The following is a 20,520-nucleotide window of genomic DNA, read 5'->3' on the forward strand; positions in this document are numbered from 1 at the left end:
CGTGCCCACATCGACAGTCGTACCGGGATCCGGGCAGCTCGCCGCGCACGAGGTCACCGCCGGCTACCGGCGACAGGTGGTGCTCGACCGGGTCAGCCTCTGCATCGACCGGGGCGAGGCGGTCGGCCTGCGGGGGCCGTCCGGTGGCGGCAAGTCCACCCTGGTCCGGGTCCTCGCCCTGCTGCACCGGCCGGACGGTGGCCGGGTGACGGTCGACGGTACGCCGGTCACCGCCACCCGGTACGCGGTGCCGGTGGCCGTCCGTACCCGGATCGCGGTCCTCTTCCAGAGTCCCCGGGCCGCCGCCGACCCACGGCTGAGCCTGACCGACCTGATCGCCGAGCCGCTCCGCGCCACCCGGCACCCCGCCGACGAGATCCGCCACCGGGTCGCCGAACTCGCCGACCTCGTCGGACTCACCCCCGACCTGCTCGGCCGGCGCCCGCACGCGGTCAGCGACGGGCAGCTCCAACGCGCCTGCCTCGCCCGTGCCCTCGTCCATCGCCCCGACTATCTGCTCTGCGACGAGGCCACCGCCATGCTCGACGCCTCCACCCAGGCGCACGTCGCCGCCGTGATCAGGGACTACCAGCACGAGCACCGGGCCGGGGTCCTGCTCGTCACGCACGATCCGGCGCTGATGAGCCGCTGGGCGGACCGGGTCGTCGAGCTACCAGCGGCGGCGGCGCCGGAAGCCGACGCGGCGGGGACGTCGAGCGGGACGGGGACGTCGAGCGGGGCGGGGACGTCGAGCGGGGCGGGGACGTCGAGCGGGGCGGGGACGTCGAGCGGTGTCGACCGGCGTGTCGAAGGTGGTGTGCCCGGCCGGTCATGATGGTGGCTGATGGCCCGGCTGACGCAGCTCCATTCGATACCGGCGGAAGCGCAGGCCGTGGCGTGCGAGACGATCGTCCGGCTCCCGCACCCACGGCTGCGCCACCACGTGCTCGGCTACGCCGGATTCCGGGCCGGGTCGCGGAGCAGGATCCCGCACCGGCTCCTGCCGTTGAGCTACGCCATCCTGCTGGTCGACTTCGCGGACCCGGACGCGCTGGTCACCGGGGGCGCGCAGTACGGCGACGCTGGCCGGGCGCACCGACTGGGCGTACGGGGTGAGCGTCGGGTTGACCCCGGCCGGGGTGGCCGCGCTGCTCGGCGTACCGATGCCGGAGCTGACCGAGGTCACCGCCCCGCTGTCGGAGCTGGTCGGCCCGCGCGCCGTCGGGCTGGCCGAGCGGCTGCGCGGGGCGCCGGACTGGCCGAGCCGGTTCGCCCTTCTCGACCGGGTACTCACCGGGTGGCTGGCCGGTGCACCGGCAGGGTCGGCGGACGCGCTGGTCAGCGCCGCCTGGTGGCGGCTGTCGCAGAGTCCCGAGCGGCTCCGGATCGGCGTGCTCGCCGACCGGCTCGGAGTCAGCCGTCGTCGCCTCGAACTCGGCTTCCGCCGCCAGATCGGCCTGACCCCGGCGACCGTCGCCCGCACCGCCCGGTTCCAGCACGCGATCCGGCTTCTCCTGCACGGTGCCGACCTGGCGGACACGGCTGTCGAGACGGGGTACGCCGACCAGCCGCACTTCACCCGCGAGGTGCGGGCGCTCTCCGGCCTCACCCCGACCGAGCTGTGCGCATTTCTTCAAGACCACGCACCTGGCCGTCGATAGCGTCTCGATGCATGAGACTCGACGGCAGGACGGCACTGGTCACCGGCGGTTCCCGGGGAATCGGCCGGGCCATCGTGCAACGGCTCGCCGAGGCCGGCGCGCGGGTGGTCTTCACCTACCGGAACGACCGGGCGGCGGCCGACGAACTCGTCTCCGGGTACGACGGTGTGCGTGCCGTCCGTGCCGACCAGGCGGACCTGGCCAGCCTCGGGCCGATGTTCGCACCGGTCCGCGACGGCCTGGACATCCTGGTCAACAACGCCGCGATCGGCCCGCCGACGCCGATCGCCCAGCTCAGCGGCGAGGAGTTCGACCGGGTGATGACGGTCAACGCGAAGTTTCCGCTGCTGGCGATGCGCGAGGCGGCCACGCTGCTGCGGGACGGCGGCCGGATCGTCAACATCTCCACCCTGAACACCGTGCTGCCGGCACCCGGGCTCGCCCTCTACTGCGCCAGCAAGGCCGCCCTCGAACAGTTCACGGCGGTGGCCGCCCGGGAACTCGGCCCCCGGGGCATCACCGTCAACACGGTCTCGCCGGGCGCCACCGACACCGACCTGCTCCGGGCGTCGAACCCGGCCGAGGCGCTGGCCAGTACCGCGACGCTCACCGCACTGGGCCGGATCGGGCAGCCGGCGGACGTCGCCGCCGTCGTCGCCTTCCTCGCCGGACCCGACGCCGGGTGGATCACCGGACAGAACATCCGGGCGACCGGCGGTCTGCTCCTCTGAGACACTCCGCTGTCCGGAGGCACTCCGCCGACGGCGGTGGGGTCGGGCGGATCAGACCCGGTCGAGCGGCCGGTGCGGCTCCGCCGGCAGCTGCACGGTGATCTCGTCGCCGGGCCGGATCTCGCCGCCCTCGCGTACCACGCCCATGATGCCGGCCAGCCGGACCAGGTTGCCGGCCTCGTCGCGCCGGAGGACCCGCTTGAGCAGGCCGGCCTGGAAGTTGTCGATCTGCACGCACGGGTTGCGCAGCCCGGTCACCTCGACCACGGCCGCGTCGCCGAGCCGGAGCAGCGTGCCGACCGGCAACCCGAGCAGATCCACACCCCGGGTGGTGACGTTCTCGCCCATCTCGCCCGGGGCCACCTGGTGACCGCCGGCGCGCAGCTCCTCGTGCAGCTCCGAGTGGATCAGATGTACCTGCCGGAGGTTCGGCTGGGTCGGATCCTGCGCCACCCGCGAGCGGTGCTTGACGGTGACGCCGAGGTGCGCGTCGCCCTCCACGCCCAGCCCGGCAAGCAGCCGGATGCTGTCCCGGGTCGGCTTGCTGAAATGGTGCCCCTCGTCCCGGGACACCGCCGTCACCACCGCGCCCATCAGACCTCCCCGTCCGGTGTGAGCCGCACTCCGCCGGCCCCGGCGGTCGCGGACAGTCACTTTGATCATAGTCCGGTCCTGCTGGGCACCCGCGCGGTATCGGTTGAGCAGGTCCGAGCAGAACCCGCCGGTTTGTGGGGAGAGGCCGTGCAGTCGGGTACTGGTCACAAACTGGTTCAGAACGATGAAATCTGGGTGGTGACACTCCGCTGTGGACGGGACTACGCTGGCCGGCGATCGGATGATCGCAGAGGGTGATCACCCGAGGTTGTGGGGGCGGCTGACGGCGTGAGTCCGGTACGAGCAGGGGAGTCAGAGCAGATGACCATGTCACCGTCCGAGTTCCTGATCCGGGAGTTGCGACGCCGCAGAGTCGCCGCCGGTCTCAGTCAGGAGGCGCTGGGGGAGTTGATGCACTTCTCCGGCTCACACGTCAGCTCGGTCGAGACCGGCCAACGCCCACCGACGCCGAAGTTCCTCAAGGTGGCCGACGAGGTGCTGAACACCGGCGGCCTGCTCAGGGACCCGGGCGGCGGTCGATCGCCCCGGGAGTGATCTCGCCCGGCCCACCGGTCGTCCGGCTGTGCGGCACCAGATTCTGCAACCGGAGTACCCGGCCGGCCGTCCGGCCTAGACTCCTTCCGCCGGTATTGACCTCGGTGGATAGGCGGAGTGGGTGTCGACGACCGATCGCGTGGGTGGACAGTCGCACCACCGGAGCCGGCTGTGGCCGACGATCGCCGTGGTCGCGGTCTGGATCGCCACCCGGACGGTCTTCGTCCTGATCTACGCGAACGTGGTCCGGGCGCCGGTCGGGAACGTCTTCGCCGACGTGGCGCTCTTTCGGCGCTGGAGCGACGAGCTGCTCGACTGGCAGGTTCCCCGCGACGATCCGATGTGGCAGTACCCGCCCGGCGCCGCCGCGCTGTTCCGGTCCCTCCGGCACGTCGCGGGGGACTCGGCAGGCTCGTACGAGATCACGTTCTTCGCCCTGGCCCTCGTCGCCGACCTGCTGGTCCTGCTCACCCTGCTCCGACTCGCCCGTGGCGACGGCCTGCTCCTCGGCGTCTGGGCGTGGGCCGTGGTCGTCCCGTTGCTCAACCTGCTGACGTACGCCCGGTACGACATCTTCGTCACCGCGCTCGCCGTCGTCGCGCTCGCCGCGACGATCCGGCGTCCGGTCCTCGCCGGTGCGGCGCTGGGCATCGGCGCGCTGGTCAAGGTCTGGCCGGCGGTACTGCTGATCGCTGCCAGACCGCTCGATGGCCTCCGGCCGGTCCTTGCCGGCTTCGCCGTGACGATCGCCGTGCTCGGCGGTCTCCTCACGCTCGCCTTCACCGGCGCCTGGTCCGGGTTCACCGGCAACCAGGCGGACCGTGGCCTCCAGATCGAATCGATCGGTGCCACCCCGCTGGTCCTGGCCCGCCTCGGCGACCGCGGCGTCGACGTCCGCTACGCCTACGGTGCGATGGAGTTCGTGCCCGACCCGTTCGTCCGACCGGTGACGCTCGGGCTGCCCGTCCTGACGTTTCTCGGGCTGGCCGCCCTGGGCCTCTGGTGGCTCGCCAGGGGACGGCATCTCACCTGGACCGGCGCCCTCGGCTTCGACGTCGCACTGCTGGCAGTCCTGACGACGGTGGCGACCAGTCGGGTCTTCTCCCCGCAGTACATGCTCTGGCTGGTCGCGGTGGCGGCGGTCTGCCTGACCCGCCGGGACACGACGCAGCGCGTCGCCAGCGCCCTGATCGTCGTCGCGACCGCGCTGACCAGCGCGCTGTTCCCGTGGTACTACGCACAGGTGTCGACGGACCCCGCCTGGCCGGGTACCGCCCTGCTGGTCGTCCGGAACGCCCTCGTCGTGGCGGCGCTCGGCATCGGCTTCCGCGCCCTGACCCGGCGTCGTGAGGGCGCGGCCCAGGTCGACGCTTCGCGCCTTTCACCCGTTTGAAGGAGGTACGTGAAGATCGGCGTTACGATGGCCGCGTAGTGGCGGACGCCCCGGCCCGCCGCCGGCACCCCTGCGGAGCCATGGCGGGAGAGGCTGTCGTCATCAGGACGGATCCCCATGCGGCGCTTTCTCCGATTCCGAACGGTGCCGGCCAGCGCCGGAATCGACCGCGCGAGCCCGTTCGAACTCTTCTTCGACCTCGTCTTCGTCTTCGCCCTCACCCAGATCATCGCCTTCATGGGGCATCCGCCCAGCTTCACCAGCCTGGCGCGGGGACTGTTGCTCCTGCTGTTGCTGTGGTTCTCCTGGGGGGCGTACATCTGGCTGAGTAACCAGGCCCGGTCCGACGTCGGGCTGATCCAGGCCGGCACGCTGCTGGCGATGGCCGCCCTGTTCGTGGCCGCTCTGGTGATCCCGGAAGCCTGGCGCACCGAGGCCGGATCGATGCGGGCGCCGCTGATCCTGGTGGTGGCCTACGTGACGCTCCGGGCGGTGCAACTCGCCCTCTACTACCGGGTCGCCGCACACGACCCGGCGGTACGCACCGGACTGCGGGTGCTCGCGATCCCGATCGTGCTGGCCTGGATCCCGCTCGTCCTCGGCGCGCTGTACGGCGGTTCTGTGCAGACCCTGCTCTGGGCGGTGTCGTTGCTGGTCGACATCGGTGGCCAACGGCTCGCGCTCGCCGCCTTCGGCGGTTGGCAGTTGCGGAATCCCGGTCACTTCAGCGAGCGGCACAACCTTGCGCTGATCATCGCGCTCGGCGAGTCGCTGATCTCCATCGGCACCGGGGCCGGGAAGGCGGTCACGCACCCGCCGGTGCTGGCGGCCGCCCTGCTGGGCCTGCTCTCGACGGTCTGCCTGTGGCGGCTGTACTTCGAGAACGTCGGGCCGGCCGCCGCCCGCGCCCTGGCCGGGGCCCCGGCGCCGCAGCGCGACCGGATCGCCGCCGACGGGTACGGTCTGGCCTACCTGCTGATGATCACTGGAATCATCTACCTGGCGCTCGGGATCGAACAGGTCGTCGCGGACCTGGCCGAGAACCGGTCCGGCGGGTTCGCCGGTGCACCGCTGGACTGGCCCTCGGTCGTCGCCCTGCACGGCGGTGCCGCGCTCTACCTCGCCGGTCGGCCACTCTTCCTCTGGGTCGCCCTCCGGTCGGCGCCCCGGGCGCAGTTCGGCGCGGTCGGCGCGGCGCTGTTGCTGTTGCCTGCGGGAGCGCACCTGCCCGCCCTGGCCGCGTTCGGCCTGGTCGTGGCGTTGCTGGTCGTGGCGACCGGTTACGAACGCGTGCGCTGGCGGCCGGCGCCGCAGTCCTGACGCGGCACCGGGTTACCCGTCTCGTGCGGCCGGCGGCCGACGATCTCCTGGTTGATCCGCCGCATGCCGCCCCCGGCCCGACACGCTGCCGGCGGCGCTTTGCCGCCGTTCGCCCGTTTGATTGAAGTACGTCATTGCACGGGTTACGCTGACCGGGTAAGTGGTGGCTTACCCGGACCCCGCTTCGTCGTGTCGGCGTGCGCTGGGAATGGGTGGAAACGTGAACGTCACCGGCATCGACCATCGTCCGACCGGCCTGTCGGCCCCGCCCGGGCCGACCCGGCACCGCCACACCGGCACCCTCGCCGGTGCCATGGCCGGAGCCGTCCTCGCGCTGCTGCTCGGCTATCTGCCCGGGGCGCGGCTGGGACTGCCGGGCCGGCCGAGCGAGCCGACCGGGCCGCAGCTCCGGTGGGCCTTCACCGCCGCCGACGAGACCTACGCCGCACCGGTCGTCGCGGGCGGCACGGTCTATCTCGGCAGCGCCGACGGCACCCTCTACGCGCTCGACGCCGCCACCGGTACGGTGCGCTGGACCCATCCGGTCCCCGAGCCGGAGACCACCCTGACCATCGCCGATGGCGTCCTCTACCTCGCCGGTTCCGAGCTGCTCTACGCGCTCGACGTCGCCACCCAGCGGATCCGGTGGAGTTTCCGGGTCGGCGGCAGCCTCCGGTCGACAGTGAGCGCGACCGGCGGGCTGGTCTACGTCGCCGACCAGCACGGCAGCCCCGGTCCGAACCTCTACGCGCTGGACCAGGCCACCGGCCGGCTCCGCTGGAGCCGCAACCTGGGCCGCCTGCACGGCACCGGACCGACGGTGGCGCACGGCGTCGTCTACGTCGGCGGCGACCACACGCTGTACGCGCTCGACGCGGCTACCGGTGCGCTCCGGTGGAGCTATCCCGACCTGCCGGGACCGGTGGGTGCCGCCCCGGTGGTCTCGGACCACGCCGTGCACATCACGGCCGCCGGCAGCTACCTCGGCGCCTTCGACCTGTGGGACGGCCGGAAACTGTGGAGTCACGAGTCGGATCTGGTGGCGACACCGGTGGTCCGGGACGGCACCGTCTACGTACCGCTCGGCACCGGCTGCTGTTTCGACCGCTGGCGTACCAACGCCTACCGGGCGTCGACCGGGGAACTCCTCTGGTCGGCCGAGTTCCACGCCTCGGGGCTGGTCACGGCGGGCGGAGTCCTCTACTCCCGCGCGGCCGGCGACGGCACGGTGTACGCGGTCGATCCGGCGACCGGCGCGGTGGGCTGGCGCTTCGCGGCCGGGGACCGGAACTCGGGCGCCCCCGCCGCCACCGGCGACAGCGTGTACGTGGCCGACGGCGAGCGCACCCTCTACGCGTTTCGGGCTCCACCGCCGCCACCCTGGCGCTGATCCGGCCCCCGTGCGGCCGGCCCGGCGGCGAGCAGGGCGCTGGCCGCAACGGCGCAGCATGTCACTTCTGCGCGGGAATCAGTAACAAACTGGCCGTTGTCCGTCCCGACCCCCGTCACTAGAGTCCTACGCCATCCGGCGCAGTCCAGGGGGGCACGGCGCCCGCACTCCTGTCCGGGACTGCCGACGTGACGCAACCGAGCGGGGACGGGAGCTGGCGTGATGCGGGAGATTCCACACTGGATCGACGGGGCCGAGGTGGCCGGCGGCGGGGACCGGCGGCTGCCGGTCTACGACCCGGCGACCGGGGAACGGCAGGCCGAGGTGGTCGCCGCGACCGACGCCGAGGTGCGCGTCGCGGTCCGCTCCGCCGCCGCCGCGCAACCCGGCTGGCGGGCGGCGTCGCTGTCCCGCCGGGCCGAGGTGATGTTCCGGTTCCGCGACCTGGTGGACGTCAACCGGAAGGAGATCGCCACCCTGCTCTCCACCGAGCACGGCAAGACGGTGGCCGACGCGGCCGGCGAGGTGGCCCGGGGCCTGGAGAACGTCGAGTTCGCGGCCGGCGCTCCGCACCTGCTCAAGGGCGGCTACAGCGAGCAGGCCGCGACCGGGGTGGACGTCTATTCGATCCGCCAGCCGCTCGGGGTGGTCGCCGGGATCACCCCGTTCAACTTTCCGGCCATGGTGCCGATGTGGATGTTCTGTACCGCGTTGGTCGCCGGCAACACCTTCGTGCTCAAGCCGAGCGAGAAGGACCCGAGCGTCTCGCTGCTCCTCGCCGACCTGCTGCGCCGGGCCGGGCTGCCGGACGGGGCGTTCAACGTGGTCCAGGGCGACCGGTCGGCGGTCGAGGCGCTGATCGCCGACCCGGACGTCGCCGCCCTCTCCTTCGTCGGCTCCACCCCGGTGGCCCGGTCGATCTACGTCGCCGGTACCGCCGCCGGCAAGCGGGTGCAGGCGCTCGGCGGGGCCAAGAACCACATGGTGGTGCTGCCGGACGCCGACGTCGGGGCCGCGGCCGACGCCGCCGTCTCGGCCGGGTTCGGTTCGGCGGGGGAGCGCTGCATGGCCGTCTCGGTGGTGGTCGCGGTCGGCGCGGTCGCGGACCCGCTGGTCGAGGCGATCGCAGAGCGGATGGCGCGGATCCGGGTCGGCTCGGCCAGCGACCCGGACGCCGAGATGGGACCGTTGATCACCGGCGAGCACCGGGACCGGGTGCGGGCGTACCTGGATCGTCCCGGCGGGCGGGTGGTGGTCGACGGGCGGGCGCTGCCGGCCGCCGACGGGCCCGGGTTCTTCCTCGGCCCGTCCCTGGTGGACCATGTCGCGACCGACTCCGGCTACTACCTCGACGAGATCTTCGGGCCGGTGTTGTCGGTGGTCCGGGTCGACAGCTACGCCGAGGCCGTCGCACTGGTCAATTCCCACGAGTACGGCAACGGCACCGCGATCTTCACCCGGGACGGCGGCGCGGCCCGGCGCTTCCAGTACGACGTGGTCTGCGGCATGGTCGGGATCAACGTGCCGATCCCGGTGCCGGTCGCCTACTACAGCTTCGGCGGCTGGAAGTCGTCGCTCTTCGGCGACCTGCACATGTACGGCCCGGAGGGGCTGGCCTTCTACACCAGGACCAAGGTGGTCACCTCGCGCTGGCCCGACCCGGCGACCAGCGAGGTCGACCTCGGCTTCCCCAAGGTGCGCTGAGCGGGGCGGTACGGCGACGGGGGACCGCCCGGACCCGTATCGGATGTCGGTCGGGGCTTGTGATAAAACCTACTAAGCAGATAGGTTTTATGGGCTACCCTCACCGGTAGTCGCACACCTGCCCTGAGGACCGAAAATGATCTCCATTTCTTCGAACCCGTCGACCGGCCCGGACCCGCTCGCCATCGCCCGCCGGTACGCGGCGGAGGCGGCCGGCCCGGCCGGTTGGCCCGTACCGCTGCGCTTCGACCCGCTCGAACGCTGGTACCACCGGCTGGCCGGCGCCGCCGACCACGAGGTGTGGCTGCTCACCTGGCTGCCCGGACAGCACACGGACCTGCACGACCACGGCGGCTCCGCCGGTGCCTTCCTGGTCGCCGCCGGGACCCTGGTCGAGGAGACCGTGGCCCGGGGCCGGCTGCACCCCCGTCAGCTCGGCACCGGCGCCGGTCGCCGGTTCGGCGCCCGGCATGTGCACCGGGTGGCCAACACCGGCGACGAGCCGGCGGTGAGCGTGCACGTCTACCGCCCCGCGCTGCGGAGGATGACCCGCTACCGGCTCGACGGCGGGCGGCTGCGGGTCGCCGACGTGGCCGAGGCGGGAGTCGCCTGGTGACCGGGTGCGACACCCGGTGCGGGTTCGAGGCCCGACACGACGGAAGGACAGCACGGTGAACCTGACCAACCTCCGAGAGCCCGTCGACGGCTGTCGCGGAGCGCAGGCCCCGGCCGGTTCGCGGAGCATCGACGAGATCCTCGCGGCCGCCCGGGTGCGGCTGCGCCGCCTGGAACCGGAGGCGGGGCATCTCGCCGCCCGCGCCGGTGCGGTACTGGTCGACATCCGCCCCGCCGCCCAGCGGGCCGCCACCGGGGCGATCCCGGGGGCGCTGCCGGTGGAACGCAACGTCCTGGAGTGGCGCTTCGACCCGCGCAGCTCCGCCCGGCTTCCGCTCGCCGACCGGTACGACCTGCCGGTCATCGTCTTCTGCCAGGAGGGCTACACGTCGTCCCTGGCCGCCGCCGCCCTCCAGGAGATCGGCCTGCACCGGGCCACCGACATCGTCGGCGGATTCGTCGCCTGGCGCGGGCTCGGGCTGCCCGCCTTCGGGCCGACCGACGTCTACGCCCAGCCCGAAACCGTCCCGCCGGTGATCCCCCGGCGGGCGCTCACCTGACCCCCGCGCGCCAACGCACGCGGGCGGACCGGACCAACGTCCCACGAAGGAGTTCCCATGTCGGTCGTCGCCATCCACCCGCGTACCCCGTCACCCGCCGGACCGCGCCGGGCCCCCTCGGCCCGGCGCCGTTCGCCGGCCGTCGAGACCGCGTCGGCCGTCGAGACCGCGCCGGTCATCCGGGTCACCGTCGACCTCCCGCTGGTCGGCGGGCGGGTCACCGAGGAGCTGGCCCTGCTGCTCGGGCTGGTTCGTCAGCTACGCGACCAGGGCGCCGACGTGGTGACCGAGACCCGCCTGCCGGGCCGGACCGCCACCGACCCGGGCCTGCCCGGCCTGCCGGACTCGCTGCTGCCCGATCTGCCGGAGCCGTTGCGGCCCGGCGCCGGTCTGCCGGAGCCGTCGCTGCCCGGCGTCGGTCTGCCGGAGCCGTCGCTGCCCGGCGTCGGTCTGCCGGCGGCGTCGCTGCCGGGCGTCGGTCTGCCGGAGCCGTTGCCGACCGCCGCCGGTGCGGCGACGGCGACCGGTCCGGACGACGGCGACTCGCTACGGGTACTGACCGGACCCCGGGTGGTGCTCCAGGGCGGGCGACCGGTCCCGTTTACCCGGCTGGAGTTCGACCTGCTGGTCTTCCTCGCCCGCAACCCGCGCCGGGTCTTCACCCGGTTGCAACTGCTCGGCAACGTCTGGGGGTACGAGCACGCCGTCGCGCGTACCGTCGACGTGCACGTACGCCGACTGCGGGCCAAGGTGCACCCGTCGATGCCGCTGGTCACCACCGTGCACGGGGTCGGCTACCGGCTCGCCGACGACGCCGCGGTACGCATCGACGACCTCACCTGACGCCCCCGGCCTCCCAACGGCCCGCTGGGCGGCGGAGGGGCTCAGCCGAGCAGGGCGGCGATGGCGGCGAGCGAGACGGCGGCGGCGATGGTGGAGAGCACCACCACGTCCCGGGCGTGCGGCTGGGCCTGCCGGTAGTGGGTGGCGAAGACGAAGACGTTCTGCGCGGTCGGCAGCGCCGAGGTGACCACGGCGGCGAGCAGGGCCGGACCGGTCAGCCCCAGCGCGTACCGGGCGATCAGGTACGCCACCACGGGCTGTACGACGATCTTGAGGATCACCGCGACGTACCGCTCGGCGGACCCGGGACCGACCGCCAGGGGGCGGCTGCCGGGCAGCGACATGCCGAGCGCGATCAGGGCCAGCGGAACGGCGGCCGAGCCGACCAGGTCGAACGGGAGCAGCAGCTCGGCCGGGGGCTGCCAGCCGGAGACCGAGACCAGCAACCCGCCGGCCGAACCCAGCATGATCGGGTTCCGGGCCGGCAGCAGCGCCAGCCGGCGTACCGACAGGCCCCGGTCGGTGGTGGTGGCGTCCAGTACCCCGAGGGCCAGGGGCGCCGCCACCAGCACCTGGAAGATCAGTACGGGGGCGACGAAGGAGACGTCTCCGAGCACGTACGCGGCGACCGGCAGCCCGAGGTTGGCCGCGTTCACGTACGACGCGGACATCGCGCCGACGGTCGCCTCGCCGGCCGGGCGGCGCCAGCCGAAGCGCGCCACGAGCAGGTAGACCGCCGCCACGATCAGGGTACTCAGCACGAAAGCGGCCAGCGCCGGGGTGAACAGATCGGCCACTGTGGAGCGGGCGAGGGTGCCGAAGAGCAGCGCGGGGGTCGCGACCAGGAAGACCAGCCGGGCGATCACCGCGGTGCCGTGCGGGCCGAGCAGGTCGTACCGGCCGACGAGGTAGCCGACCAGGGTGACCGACCAGATCACCGCGAACCCCGTCACCACACCCCGCATCCTGACCATCCTGCCGGGTGTGCGTGCCGCGACATGATCTGGTACTAAGAGCGAGCAAGTGATTCCGTTGAGTTTGTCGATTGTCACATTCATGCATCGTCGTGTCCCCTTGACCCTCGCCCCGGTGCCCGGAAGCATCGAGGCAGCGGCGGTTCGGGCCGTGGGGAACACCCGGAGCAGCCAAGGAGGACCATGTCGGTCAGCCCCGCCTCGTCGCGTACCGGGTGGCACAGCGCCCAGCCGGTCGGCCCCGGCCGGCCGCCGGGAGCCTCCCGCCGGCCCGCCGGGTCGACCGCGCCGACGCTGACGGTAACGTTATCGATCCCGCTCGTCGGCAACGAGGAACTCCTGACGGCACCCGCCCGTCGGCTGCTCGAAGCCGCCCGCGAGCTGGTGGAACGGGGCGAGGCGACGATCACCGGTGGGTTCGCCGGCCAGGCGGAACGCCGCGCCGAAGCGGCCGCCCCGCGCACGCCGGCCCGACCGGTCTCCTCCACCGCCACCGGCGGCTCGGAGCTGCACATCCTCGCGGCGTCCCGGTCCGTGCTGCTCGGCGGCGAGCCGCTGCCGCTCACCCGGCTGGAGTTCGACCTGCTGATGCACCTGGTCGCGCACCCCCGGCGGGTCTTCACCCGACTCCAGTTGCTCACCGCCGTCTGGGGCTACGAGCACACCGGGGTACGCACCGTCGACGTGCACATCCGGCGACTGCGCGGCAAGGTCGGCGACGTACCGCTGATCACCACCGTCTACGGGGTCGGCTACCGGCTGGCCGACGACGCCGTGGTCACCATCGACCGGAACGCCTGACCCACCGGCCGGGACGGCCGACCCACCCCGGGGCGAGGCGTCAGCTCCACGGGGTGGGCCCGGCGTCCCGGGAGAGCAGGGCGGCCTGCACCCGGTTCGTGCAGTCGAGTTTCCCCAGGATCCGGCTCACGTACGTCTTGATGGTCATCTCGCTCATCCGCAGCCGCCGGCCCACCTCGGCGTTGGAGAGACCCTCGGCGACCAGGCGCAGGATCTCCGACTCCCGCGCGGTCAGTACGGCCAGCCGGTCCCGCGCCTGCCGTCGCCGCGCCGCCGGTTCCGGCGCCACCATCCCGAGCAGCAGCCGGGTCACCGCGGGGGAGAGGTAGGCGTCGCCGTCGTGCGCGGCGCGTACCGCGCGGATCAGCTCCTCCGGCGTGCAGTTCTTCAGCACGAACCCGGCCACCCGGGCCTGCACCGCCCGCAGCACGTTCGGCTCCGCGCCGAACGAGGTCAGCACCACCACCCGGAGTCCCGGCAGTCGCCGGCCGAGTTCGTCGACCACGTCGAGGCCGTCCAGCACCGGCATCCGGATGTCCAGCAGTGCCACGTCGACCCGGTGCCGGAGCGCGGCGTCGACCGCCGCGCCGCCGTCCGCCGCCTCGGCGACCACCTCGATGTCGCCGGCCGACTCCAGCACGGTGCGGATGCCGGCCCTGATCAGTGGCTCGTCGTCGGCGAGCAGCACCCTGATCACCTCACCGCACCCCCAGCAGCATGCTCGCCGGCATCGCCACGAACATCAGGGCCGCGGTGGCGAGCCCGAGGGCCAGGGTACGGATCCCGCCCGGCGCGGGCAGCTCGGCGTCCGCGGCGTCCGGCTCCGCGACGGGCAGCATCGCGAGGAGTCGCCAGCTCCGTGCGCCGCCGTCCGGCTGGGCGGGATCGCCGGGCTCGACGATCCGGTACGCGACCAGCCCGCCCGCCTGCTCGGCCCGCTCCCGCAACCCGACCAGCCCGTGCCCGACCGCTCCCGGCCCGTCGCCCTCGCCCTCCGCGCCTCCGATACCGCAACCGCCACCGTCCCGGGTGGGTCCGGGGCCGGGCGGCGTCCCGGCCCGCTCGGGCAGCGGGTTGTCGACGGTCAGCAGCAGGGCGTCCGGCTCCCACCGCAGCCGTACCGTCACCGGCTGCCCCGGCGCGTGCTTCAGCGCGTTCGTCAGCCCCTCCTCGACCACCCGGTACGCCGCCCGCCCCGCCGCGCCGGGCAACGGGCCCGGGGTACCCTCCTGTCGCAGCGTCACCGGGGTGCCGGCCGCGCGGAACTCCGCGACCAGCGGGCCGATCCGCTCCGAGCCCGGCGACCGCTGATCGGTCCCCTGCCCGCCGCGCAGCGCACCGACCAGCTCGTAGAGTTCGTCCAGGGCGCCGCGTGCGGCTCCGGCGAGCTGCCGCACCGCCTGGCGCTGCACCGGCGGCAACTCCGCCACCTCCAGCGCGGCGGCCTGCACCGAGACCAGGCTGAGCCGGTGGCCGAGCGAGTCGTGCATGTCCCGGGCGATCCGCAGCCGCTCCCGGAGCTGCTCCTGCTCGGCGAGCAGCTCCCGCTCCCGGCGGAGCTGCCGGTTGTGCCGGTCCAGGGTGGAGACCAGCCGCTCCTGCTGGGCCAGGTAGCGGCCGACCAGCACCGGCAGTGCGGCGAAGACCAGGTACGTCGAGATCAGGTTCGGGACCGTGCCGGGCTCCGCCGGGGCGGTCACCAGGTGTACGGCGAGCGCGCCGGTCAGCGCCCCGGCCACCATCACCGCACTGGTGCGGTCCAGCGCCTCCCGCCCCGCCTGGTAGGCGGCCCAGAGCAGCAGGACGTACCCGCCGTCGGAGAGTGCGACGAGCAGCAACGCGCCGATCAGCGCACCGACCGGGGCCCGGCGGCGTACCGCGATCACCAGTGCGACCAGCACGACGTGGCCGACGACGTCCCAGGGCGACGTCCCGGGCCCGGAGCCGGCCAGCAGCAACGCGGTCTCCGCCAGCAGTACGACCACGGGCAGCAGGTGTCGGCGCATGCCAGCAGGTTACGTCCGCCGGCCACCCGCCGGCACCGACCGGCACACCGGTGGCACCCCGCCGGCCGGCGCCCCGGCGGTGCCGCCCCTTGGCCCCGTCGACATTGGTGGGCGGGGTGGACGACTTTCGAGGACTGTTCCGGCTGGCGGCGCTGCCTAGCGTGGCGGTCGTGATCGAGGTGTGCAATCTCAGCAAGCGCTACGGGCGGACGGTCGCGGTCGACGGGATCTCCTTCACGGTCCGGGCCGGACAGGTGACCGGCTTCCTCGGCCCGAACGGTGCGGGCAAGTCGACGACGATGCGGATGATGCTCGGCCTCGACCGCCCGAGCGGCGGTCGGGTACTCATCGACGGCCGGAGCTATCCGGAGCACGTCGCCCCGCTGCGCTCGGTCGGCGCGCTGCTGGAGGCCCGGTCGGCGCATCCGGGGCGCACCGCGTACCACCACCTGCTCTGGTTGGCGCAGAGCAACCGCATCCCGCGCGCCCGGGTCGCCGAGGTGCTCGCCCTGGTCGGGCTGGAGAGCGTGCCGAAACGGCGGGTCGGCGGCTTCTCGCTCGGCATGGTGCAGCGGCTCGGGATCGCCGCCGCGCTGCTCGGCGACCCGCCGGTGCTGCTCTTCGACGAGCCGGTCAACGGACTCGACCCGGAGGGCATCCGGTGGATCCGGGAGTTGATGCGGGGGCTCGCCGGGCAGGGCCGGACCGTCTTCGTCTCCAGCCACCTGATGAGCGAGATGGCGCTGACCGCGGACCACCTGGTGGTGATCGGGCAGGGCCGGCTGCTAGCCGACACCGGGATGCGGGAGTTCGTCGAGGCGAACTCCGGCACGACGGTACGGATCCGGGCGCCGGAACCGGAGCGGCTGCGCGGAGTACTGGCGGCCGCCGGCATCCGGGTCGAGGCGGAGCCGGACGGGACGCTGCTGGCGTACGACAGCGAGGCCGCCCGGATCGGGGAGCTGGTCGCGGCCAACCGGCTGACGGTGCACGAGGTCGGCGTGCAGCGGGCGTCCCTGGAGGAGGCGTTCATGCGGCTCACCGCGACCGCGGTGCGGTACCGGGCCGACGTCGAGGCGGAGGGTCGGCGATGAGCGCGGTGCTGCGGGCCGAGCTGACGAAGATCCGGACCGTCCGGTCGACGATCTGGACCCTGTTGCCGACCTTCGTCGTCGGCGTCGGCATCAGCCTGCTGGCCGGGCTCAGCTTCGGCGCGCAACCGCCGGAGCGGCAGTTCGGCTTCGACCCGCTCTTTCCCGCCTTCTACGGCCTGACGCTCGGCCAGCTCGCCCTGGTGGTCTTCGGGACACTGGTGATGGCGAGCGAATACAGCTCCGGCACGATCCGGGCCACCCTGGTCGCCGTGCCGCGCCGGGGACGCTGCTACGTCGGGAAGATACTCGCCGCCGCCCTCTTCGCCACTGCGGTGGCGGTACCGACCGTACTGGTCGGCTTCTTCGCCGCCCAGGCCGCGCTCGGCCGGTACGGCGTCGGGCTCGGCGCCGACGGTGCGGTGGCCGCCGTGCTCGGTGGCTGCCTGCACCTCGTACTGCTCTGCCTCTTCTCCCTGGGGGTGGCGGCGATGCTGCGCAGTCCGGTACGCGCCCTGGCGGTACTGTTGCCGATCTTCTTCCTCGGTTCGCAGGGCCTCGGCAACGTCCCCGGACTGCGTACCGTCACCCAGTACCTGCCGGACCAGACCACCTGGGTGATCCTGCACCTCGCCGGGTCGCAGGACGAGGCCCGGTGGGCCCGGGACTACGGCCCGTGGACCGGGGTCGCCCTGCTGGCGCTCTGGACCGCCGCCTCGCTGCTCGGCGGCTACCTCGTGCTGCGCCGCCGGGACGCCTGACCGGCCGCTCCGCCCGGGGGGCAGGATGGTCGGATGAGGGTCCGTCCGATCAGCCCCGAGCTGCTGGTGCAGGAGTTGGCCGACCGGCTGGCCGGCGAGCGTGCCGGCGGCTGGCTGCGGGTGGCGGTCGACGGGCCGCCGGCCGCCGAGCCGGGCCGGCTCGCCGACGCGCTGGTCGACCCGCTGCGGGTCCGGGGCCGCCCGGCCGTCCGGATCGACACGGCGGACTTCCTCCGGCCGGCGTCGCTCCGCTACGAGCAGGGCCGCACCAACCCCGACGCGTACTACTTCGGCTGGCTCGACGAGGCGGGCCTGCGTCGGGAGGTACTCGATCCCGCCGGCCCGGCCGGTTCGGGCCGGATCCTGCCGTCGCTGTGGAACGCCGAGACGGACCGGGCCACCCGGGCCGACTACCTCACCCTGCCGCCCGGCGGTGTCGTCCTGGTGAGCGGGGCGCTGCTGCTCGGCGGCGGCCTACCGTTCGACCTGGCGGTGCATCTCGTGCTCTCGCCCGGCGCGCTGGCCCGGCGTACGGCCCCGGCACAGCGGTGGACCCTGCCCGCCTTCGCCCGCTACGCCGACGAGGTCGGACCGTCGGCCTTCGCCGACGTGGTGGTCCGGCTGGACGACCCCCGGCACCCCGCGCTGGTCGAGGCGGACAGCGTCGGATGACCCGGTGGCCGGGGGGTCGGGGCGGGTCGGGAAATCGACGGTTTGCCGGCGACGGCGGTGGGGTAATCGCGCTGCTCATGACGGAGCGACCCGGACAATAACGTCCAGGACCGCAGATCCGTTCCTTCGACGGAAAGGCAGGCAGCGCATGCTCGTCAACGAGGCAATCGGTACGCGCCGCTCGGCGGCCGACAGCGACCAGATCCGCCGCGCCCTGCAGGCCCGCTTCGACGAGCTGACCGTCGAGTACGACGAGGCGTTGGCACAGAGCCAGGTGCTGCGACTGGTGGAGGTCGGTGACACGGCCGGCGACGACCAGGCCGACAGCGGCACCAAGACGGCCGAGCGGGACACCGCGCAGTCGCTGCTGCGGACCATTCTCGACCGCCGGGCGCAGTTCGAGCACGCGCTCAGCCGGCTGGCCGAGGGGACGTACGGCTGGTGCGAGGGATGCGGCGACTCGATCCCGGTCGAGCGGCTGGAGATCTTCCCCTCCGCGACCACCTGCGTCACCTGCAAGCAGTCCCGGGAGCGCCGGGCGGCCTGACCGGACGCGACCGACGACGGAGGTGGACCGCGCTCGGCTTGCCCGTCCCGTTCGGGGCGGGTGAACTGGAGTCATGGGTGAGATCAAGGTCGGCACGGCCTCGTGGACCGACAAGACCCTGCTGGAATCGGGTTGGTATCCGGCGGGCGCGGACACCCCGGAACGGCGGCTCGGCCACTACGCCGAGCGGTTTCCGCTGGTCGAGGTCGACGCCACCTACTACTCGCCGCCGGCCGAGCGGACCGCCGAGCTGTGGGTCGGGCGCACCCCGCCCGGGTTCACCTTCAACGTGAAGGCGTTCAGCCTGCTCACCGGGCATCCGACCCGGGTCTCCGCGCTCTACAAGGACCTGCGGCCGGAGACCGAGAAGAAGAACGTCTACCCGGGCGACCTGCCGGCGCAGGCGTACGAGGAGGTCTGGACCCGCTTCCTCTCCGCGCTGGAGCCGCTGGCCGAGGCGGGCAAGCTCGGCGCGCTGCTGTTCCAGTTCCCGCCGTGGTTCACCATCCGCCGGGACAACAAGCAGTACCTGCTGGAGGTGCGGCGGCGGTGCGGCCCGCTGCGGCCGGTCTTCGAGTTCCGGCACGCCTCCTGGTTCGCCGACGGCAACCGGGAGGAGACCCTGGAGTTCCTCCGCAAGCACGAGCTGGCGTACGTCTCGGTCGACATGCCGCAGGGGCACCGCTCGTCGGTGCCGCCGGTGCTGGCCGCCACCGCCGACCTGGCGGTGGTGCGGTTCCACGGGCACAGCGACAAGTGGACCAGCAAGAACATCTACGACAAGTTCGGCTACCACTACTCGGATCGGGAGCTGGCGGACTGGGCGCCGAAGTTGCGCGAACTCGCCGACGACACCGCCGAGACACACGTGTTGTTCAACAACTGCTATCGGGACTACGCGCAGACGAACGCCGAGAAGCTCCGTGATCTCCTCTCGGCCTAGCCGCCGGAATCACCCGCTGCGGGTGAGCGGCGGTCACCCGTCCCAGGGCGAGCATGGCAAGGGTGGGCAGTAGCCGAGACGGGACGGGGGATCAGTCGTGCCGAACAATTCGTACTCGATCTTCGAGTCGTCGATAGACAAGACCAACCTCATCCTCAAGGACATCGAGCAGGCGTACGGGTGGCCGAAGGAACGCCGCAACCAGTCGTACGCGGCGCTGCGGACCGTACTGCACCTGCTCCGGGACCGGCTGCCGGTGCAGGAGAGCGTGCACTTCGCCGCCCAGTTGCCGGTGCTGGTCCGCGGGGTCTACTTCGACGGCTGGGATCCGAGCGTCGTCCCGATCAAGCTGAACCGCGAGGAGTTCCTCTACGAGGTACGCGCCGGTTTCCCGTTCGACGTCGAGGGTGGCCCGGCGACCGTGGTGAACACGGTGCTGAACGCGCTGCGCCGGCACGTCACCGACGGGGAGTGGGACGACGTCAAGTCGACCATGCCGAAGGACCTCACCACGATCATGCCGTAGCCCGGCGAGCGGTTGCTCAGGGCGTCCGGCTGATCGGGACGCCCCGGCGCCCGGCGATCGCGGCCAGCGCGGCGGCGTCGACGATCGCCGCGCCGCCGGGATCGTTGTTGAAGTAGACGTAGACCGGTTCGTCGCCGGGGAAGGCCGCGCCGATCCGGTCCAGCCAGGAGCCGAGCGCGGTCCGGCCGTACCGGGGCCGGGGTTCGGCCCGCCCCTCGTGCAGCCGCAGGTAGCCGAAGTCGGCGGTACGCCACAGCGGCGTCACCGGTCGGCCGCGCCGGTCGGCCCAGCAGAGCGCGGCGCCGTACCGCTCCAGCACCTGCCGGGTCTGCCCGGTCCACCAGGACGGATGCCTCGGCTCCACGGTGACCCGTACCTCGGGTGGGAAGAGGGAGAGCACCTCGGCCAGCGCGCCGGTGTCGGCCGGCAGGTTCGGCGGCAGTTGCAGCAGTACCGGACCGAGCCGGTCGCCGAGTGCGGTGGCCCGGCCGAGGAACCGGGCGATGGGTTCGGCCGGTTCCCGCAGCCGCTTGATGTGCGTCAGGTAGCGGCTCATCTTCACCGCCACGCAGAAGTCGTCCGGGGTACGGGCCCGCCAGGCGGCGAAGACGTCCCGTTCGGGCAGCCGGTAGAAGGCGTTGTTCACCTCGACCGTGCCGAACCGTTCGGCGTAGTGCTCCAGCCAGCGTCGTTGCGGCAGACCGGTCGGATAGAACCGATCCCGCCAGTCGCGGTACTGCCACCCGGAGGTGCCGACGAGGATCATCCCCGGTCAGTATGCCGGCTCGGCCGCCCGTCCACCCGTCGGGCGACGCCCGAGGCCCCGCCGGGTG

Annotated in this window: 23 protein-coding genes; 18 read left to right on the top strand and 5 right to left on the bottom strand. The window is 72.9% G+C overall.

Annotation, left to right across the window (positions count from 1 at the left end; genetic code table 11):
• Window position 1 precedes the first annotated feature (1 nt).
• From C6361_RS02675 to C6361_RS02685, 3 genes are all read left to right on the top strand, one after another.
• Window positions 2-835, top strand: a complete 834-nt coding sequence (locus C6361_RS02675; protein WP_234359290.1) for an ABC transporter ATP-binding protein — start codon at window positions 2-4, stop codon at window positions 833-835.
• 277 nt (window positions 836-1,112) lie between these two features.
• A complete protein-coding gene (locus C6361_RS02680) occupies window positions 1,113-1,661 on the top strand; it encodes a helix-turn-helix domain-containing protein (RefSeq protein WP_199853215.1) in 549 nt (182 codons plus the stop codon).
• Between the two features lie 11 nt (window positions 1,662-1,672).
• Window positions 1,673-2,392 carry an SDR family oxidoreductase gene (locus C6361_RS02685; RefSeq protein ID WP_107266643.1) on the top strand — a complete coding sequence of 240 codons (720 nt, stop codon included), beginning with the start codon at window positions 1,673-1,675 and terminating at the stop codon, window positions 2,390-2,392.
• Window positions 2,393-2,443: 51 nt separating this feature from the next.
• Here C6361_RS02685 and C6361_RS02690 read toward each other — a convergent pair whose 3' ends face one another.
• Window positions 2,444-2,986, bottom strand: coding sequence for an MOSC domain-containing protein (locus C6361_RS02690; RefSeq protein WP_199853216.1), 543 nt, complete (start codon window positions 2,984-2,986; stop codon window positions 2,444-2,446).
• A 321-nt stretch (window positions 2,987-3,307) separates the two neighbouring features.
• Between C6361_RS02690 and C6361_RS02695 the strand changes: the two genes are divergently transcribed.
• The 8 genes from C6361_RS02695 (at window position 3,308) to C6361_RS39115 (ending at window position 11,366) form a co-directional block, all read left to right on the top strand.
• Window positions 3,308-3,541 carry a helix-turn-helix transcriptional regulator gene (locus tag C6361_RS02695; RefSeq protein ID WP_107266644.1) on the top strand — a complete coding sequence of 78 codons (234 nt, stop codon included), beginning with the start codon at window positions 3,308-3,310 and terminating at the stop codon, window positions 3,539-3,541.
• 121 nt (window positions 3,542-3,662) lie between these two features.
• Window positions 3,663-4,934 (top strand): glycosyltransferase 87 family protein, encoded by a 1,272-nt coding sequence (locus C6361_RS02700; protein ID WP_159079150.1) that lies wholly within the window; start codon window positions 3,663-3,665, stop codon window positions 4,932-4,934.
• Between the two features lie 144 nt (window positions 4,935-5,078).
• Window positions 5,079-6,254 carry a low temperature requirement protein A gene (locus tag C6361_RS02705; protein WP_159079151.1) on the top strand — a complete coding sequence of 392 codons (1,176 nt, stop codon included), beginning with the start codon at window positions 5,079-5,081 and terminating at the stop codon, window positions 6,252-6,254.
• Between the two features lie 208 nt (window positions 6,255-6,462).
• Window positions 6,463-7,644 (top strand): PQQ-binding-like beta-propeller repeat protein, encoded by a 1,182-nt coding sequence (locus tag C6361_RS02710; protein ID WP_107266647.1) that lies wholly within the window; start codon window positions 6,463-6,465, stop codon window positions 7,642-7,644.
• Window positions 7,645-7,866: 222 nt separating this feature from the next.
• On the top strand, window positions 7,867-9,348 hold the full coding sequence (locus tag C6361_RS02715) for a CoA-acylating methylmalonate-semialdehyde dehydrogenase (RefSeq protein WP_107266648.1): 1,482 nt from the start codon (window positions 7,867-7,869) through the stop codon (window positions 9,346-9,348).
• A 136-nt stretch (window positions 9,349-9,484) separates the two neighbouring features.
• Window positions 9,485-9,964, top strand: a complete 480-nt coding sequence (locus C6361_RS02720; RefSeq protein ID WP_107266649.1) for a cysteine dioxygenase family protein — start codon at window positions 9,485-9,487, stop codon at window positions 9,962-9,964.
• Window positions 9,965-10,025: 61 nt separating this feature from the next.
• Window positions 10,026-10,523, top strand: a complete 498-nt coding sequence (locus tag C6361_RS02725; RefSeq protein ID WP_107270691.1) for a rhodanese-like domain-containing protein — start codon at window positions 10,026-10,028, stop codon at window positions 10,521-10,523.
• 435 nt (window positions 10,524-10,958) lie between these two features.
• Window positions 10,959-11,366, top strand: coding sequence for a winged helix-turn-helix domain-containing protein (locus tag C6361_RS39115; RefSeq protein ID WP_369931477.1), 408 nt, complete (start codon window positions 10,959-10,961; stop codon window positions 11,364-11,366).
• A gap of 41 nt (window positions 11,367-11,407) precedes the next feature.
• On the opposite strand, the gene C6361_RS02735 is transcribed toward C6361_RS39115, so the two are convergent.
• Window positions 11,408-12,331, bottom strand: a complete 924-nt coding sequence (locus C6361_RS02735; protein WP_107266651.1) for an AEC family transporter — start codon at window positions 12,329-12,331, stop codon at window positions 11,408-11,410.
• A gap of 192 nt (window positions 12,332-12,523) precedes the next feature.
• On the opposite strand from C6361_RS02735, the gene C6361_RS02740 reads away from it, so the two are divergent.
• The gene (locus C6361_RS02740; RefSeq protein ID WP_107266652.1) at window positions 12,524-13,141 is read left to right on the top strand and encodes a winged helix-turn-helix domain-containing protein; all 618 of its coding nucleotides are present in this window, start codon (window positions 12,524-12,526) and stop codon (window positions 13,139-13,141) included.
• A gap of 40 nt (window positions 13,142-13,181) precedes the next feature.
• Here the strand turns inward: C6361_RS02740 and C6361_RS02745 are convergent, their stop codons facing one another.
• Together C6361_RS02745 and C6361_RS02750 are read right to left on the bottom strand one after the other, a co-directional pair.
• Window positions 13,182-13,838, bottom strand: coding sequence for a response regulator transcription factor (locus C6361_RS02745; protein ID WP_107266653.1), 657 nt, complete (start codon window positions 13,836-13,838; stop codon window positions 13,182-13,184).
• A gap of 1 nt (window position 13,839) precedes the next feature.
• Window positions 13,840-15,147 (bottom strand): sensor histidine kinase, encoded by a 1,308-nt coding sequence (locus C6361_RS02750; RefSeq protein WP_107266654.1) that lies wholly within the window; start codon window positions 15,145-15,147, stop codon window positions 13,840-13,842.
• 170 nt (window positions 15,148-15,317) lie between these two features.
• On the opposite strand from C6361_RS02750, the gene C6361_RS02755 reads away from it, so the two are divergent.
• From C6361_RS02755 to C6361_RS02780, 6 genes are all read left to right on the top strand, one after another.
• On the top strand, window positions 15,318-16,241 hold the full coding sequence (locus tag C6361_RS02755) for an ABC transporter ATP-binding protein (RefSeq protein WP_107270692.1): 924 nt from the start codon (window positions 15,318-15,320) through the stop codon (window positions 16,239-16,241).
• Window positions 16,238-16,999 carry an ABC transporter permease subunit gene (locus tag C6361_RS02760; RefSeq protein ID WP_107266655.1) on the top strand — a complete coding sequence of 254 codons (762 nt, stop codon included), beginning with the start codon at window positions 16,238-16,240 and terminating at the stop codon, window positions 16,997-16,999. The genes C6361_RS02755 and C6361_RS02760 overlap by 4 nt, the downstream gene beginning before the upstream one ends.
• Window positions 17,000-17,032: 33 nt before the next feature.
• Entirely contained in the window at window positions 17,033-17,671 is a 639-nt protein-coding gene (locus C6361_RS02765; protein ID WP_107259211.1) for a uridine kinase, read from the top strand.
• Between the two features lie 148 nt (window positions 17,672-17,819).
• Window positions 17,820-18,218 carry a TraR/DksA C4-type zinc finger protein gene (locus tag C6361_RS02770; protein ID WP_107259210.1) on the top strand — a complete coding sequence of 133 codons (399 nt, stop codon included), beginning with the start codon at window positions 17,820-17,822 and terminating at the stop codon, window positions 18,216-18,218.
• Window positions 18,219-18,291: 73 nt separating this feature from the next.
• A complete protein-coding gene (locus tag C6361_RS02775) occupies window positions 18,292-19,161 on the top strand; it encodes a DUF72 domain-containing protein (RefSeq protein ID WP_107259209.1) in 870 nt (289 codons plus the stop codon).
• Between the two features lie 97 nt (window positions 19,162-19,258).
• Window positions 19,259-19,687 carry a DUF2267 domain-containing protein gene (locus C6361_RS02780; protein ID WP_107259208.1) on the top strand — a complete coding sequence of 143 codons (429 nt, stop codon included), beginning with the start codon at window positions 19,259-19,261 and terminating at the stop codon, window positions 19,685-19,687.
• A gap of 16 nt (window positions 19,688-19,703) precedes the next feature.
• Here the strand turns inward: C6361_RS02780 and C6361_RS02785 are convergent, their stop codons facing one another.
• Window positions 19,704-20,453 carry a DUF72 domain-containing protein gene (locus C6361_RS02785; RefSeq protein WP_107266656.1) on the bottom strand — a complete coding sequence of 250 codons (750 nt, stop codon included), beginning with the start codon at window positions 20,451-20,453 and terminating at the stop codon, window positions 19,704-19,706.
• Window positions 20,454-20,520: the final 67 nt, after the last annotated feature.

Origin of the sequence: Plantactinospora sp. BC1 (assembly GCF_003030345.1) — a bacterium.
Lineage (GTDB): Bacteria > Actinomycetota > Actinomycetes > Mycobacteriales > Micromonosporaceae > Plantactinospora.

Excerpts from the sequence above, each read along its gene's own strand:
- C6361_RS02685 (WP_107266643.1), top strand. The coding sequence starts at position 1,673 with ATGAGACTCGACGGCAGGACGGCACTGGTCACCGGCGGTTCCCGGGGA.
- C6361_RS02690 (WP_199853216.1), bottom strand. The coding sequence starts at position 2,986 with ATGGGCGCGGTGGTGACGGCGGTGTCCCGGGACGAGGGGCACCATTTC.
- C6361_RS02695 (WP_107266644.1), top strand. The coding sequence starts at position 3,308 with ATGACCATGTCACCGTCCGAGTTCCTGATCCGGGAGTTGCGACGCCGC.
- C6361_RS02710 (WP_107266647.1), top strand. The coding sequence starts at position 6,463 with ATGGGTGGAAACGTGAACGTCACCGGCATCGACCATCGTCCGACCGGC.
- C6361_RS02715 (WP_107266648.1), top strand. The coding sequence starts at position 7,867 with ATGCGGGAGATTCCACACTGGATCGACGGGGCCGAGGTGGCCGGCGGC.
- C6361_RS02720 (WP_107266649.1), top strand. The coding sequence starts at position 9,485 with ATGATCTCCATTTCTTCGAACCCGTCGACCGGCCCGGACCCGCTCGCC.
- C6361_RS02735 (WP_107266651.1), bottom strand. The coding sequence starts at position 12,331 with ATGCGGGGTGTGGTGACGGGGTTCGCGGTGATCTGGTCGGTCACCCTG.
- C6361_RS02740 (WP_107266652.1), top strand. The coding sequence starts at position 12,524 with ATGTCGGTCAGCCCCGCCTCGTCGCGTACCGGGTGGCACAGCGCCCAG.
- C6361_RS02750 (WP_107266654.1), bottom strand. The coding sequence starts at position 15,147 with ATGCGCCGACACCTGCTGCCCGTGGTCGTACTGCTGGCGGAGACCGCG.
- C6361_RS02760 (WP_107266655.1), top strand. The coding sequence starts at position 16,238 with ATGAGCGCGGTGCTGCGGGCCGAGCTGACGAAGATCCGGACCGTCCGG.
- C6361_RS02765 (WP_107259211.1), top strand. The coding sequence starts at position 17,033 with ATGAGGGTCCGTCCGATCAGCCCCGAGCTGCTGGTGCAGGAGTTGGCC.
- C6361_RS02770 (WP_107259210.1), top strand. The coding sequence starts at position 17,820 with ATGCTCGTCAACGAGGCAATCGGTACGCGCCGCTCGGCGGCCGACAGC.
- C6361_RS02775 (WP_107259209.1), top strand. The coding sequence starts at position 18,292 with ATGGGTGAGATCAAGGTCGGCACGGCCTCGTGGACCGACAAGACCCTG.
- C6361_RS02785 (WP_107266656.1), bottom strand. The coding sequence starts at position 20,453 with ATGATCCTCGTCGGCACCTCCGGGTGGCAGTACCGCGACTGGCGGGAT.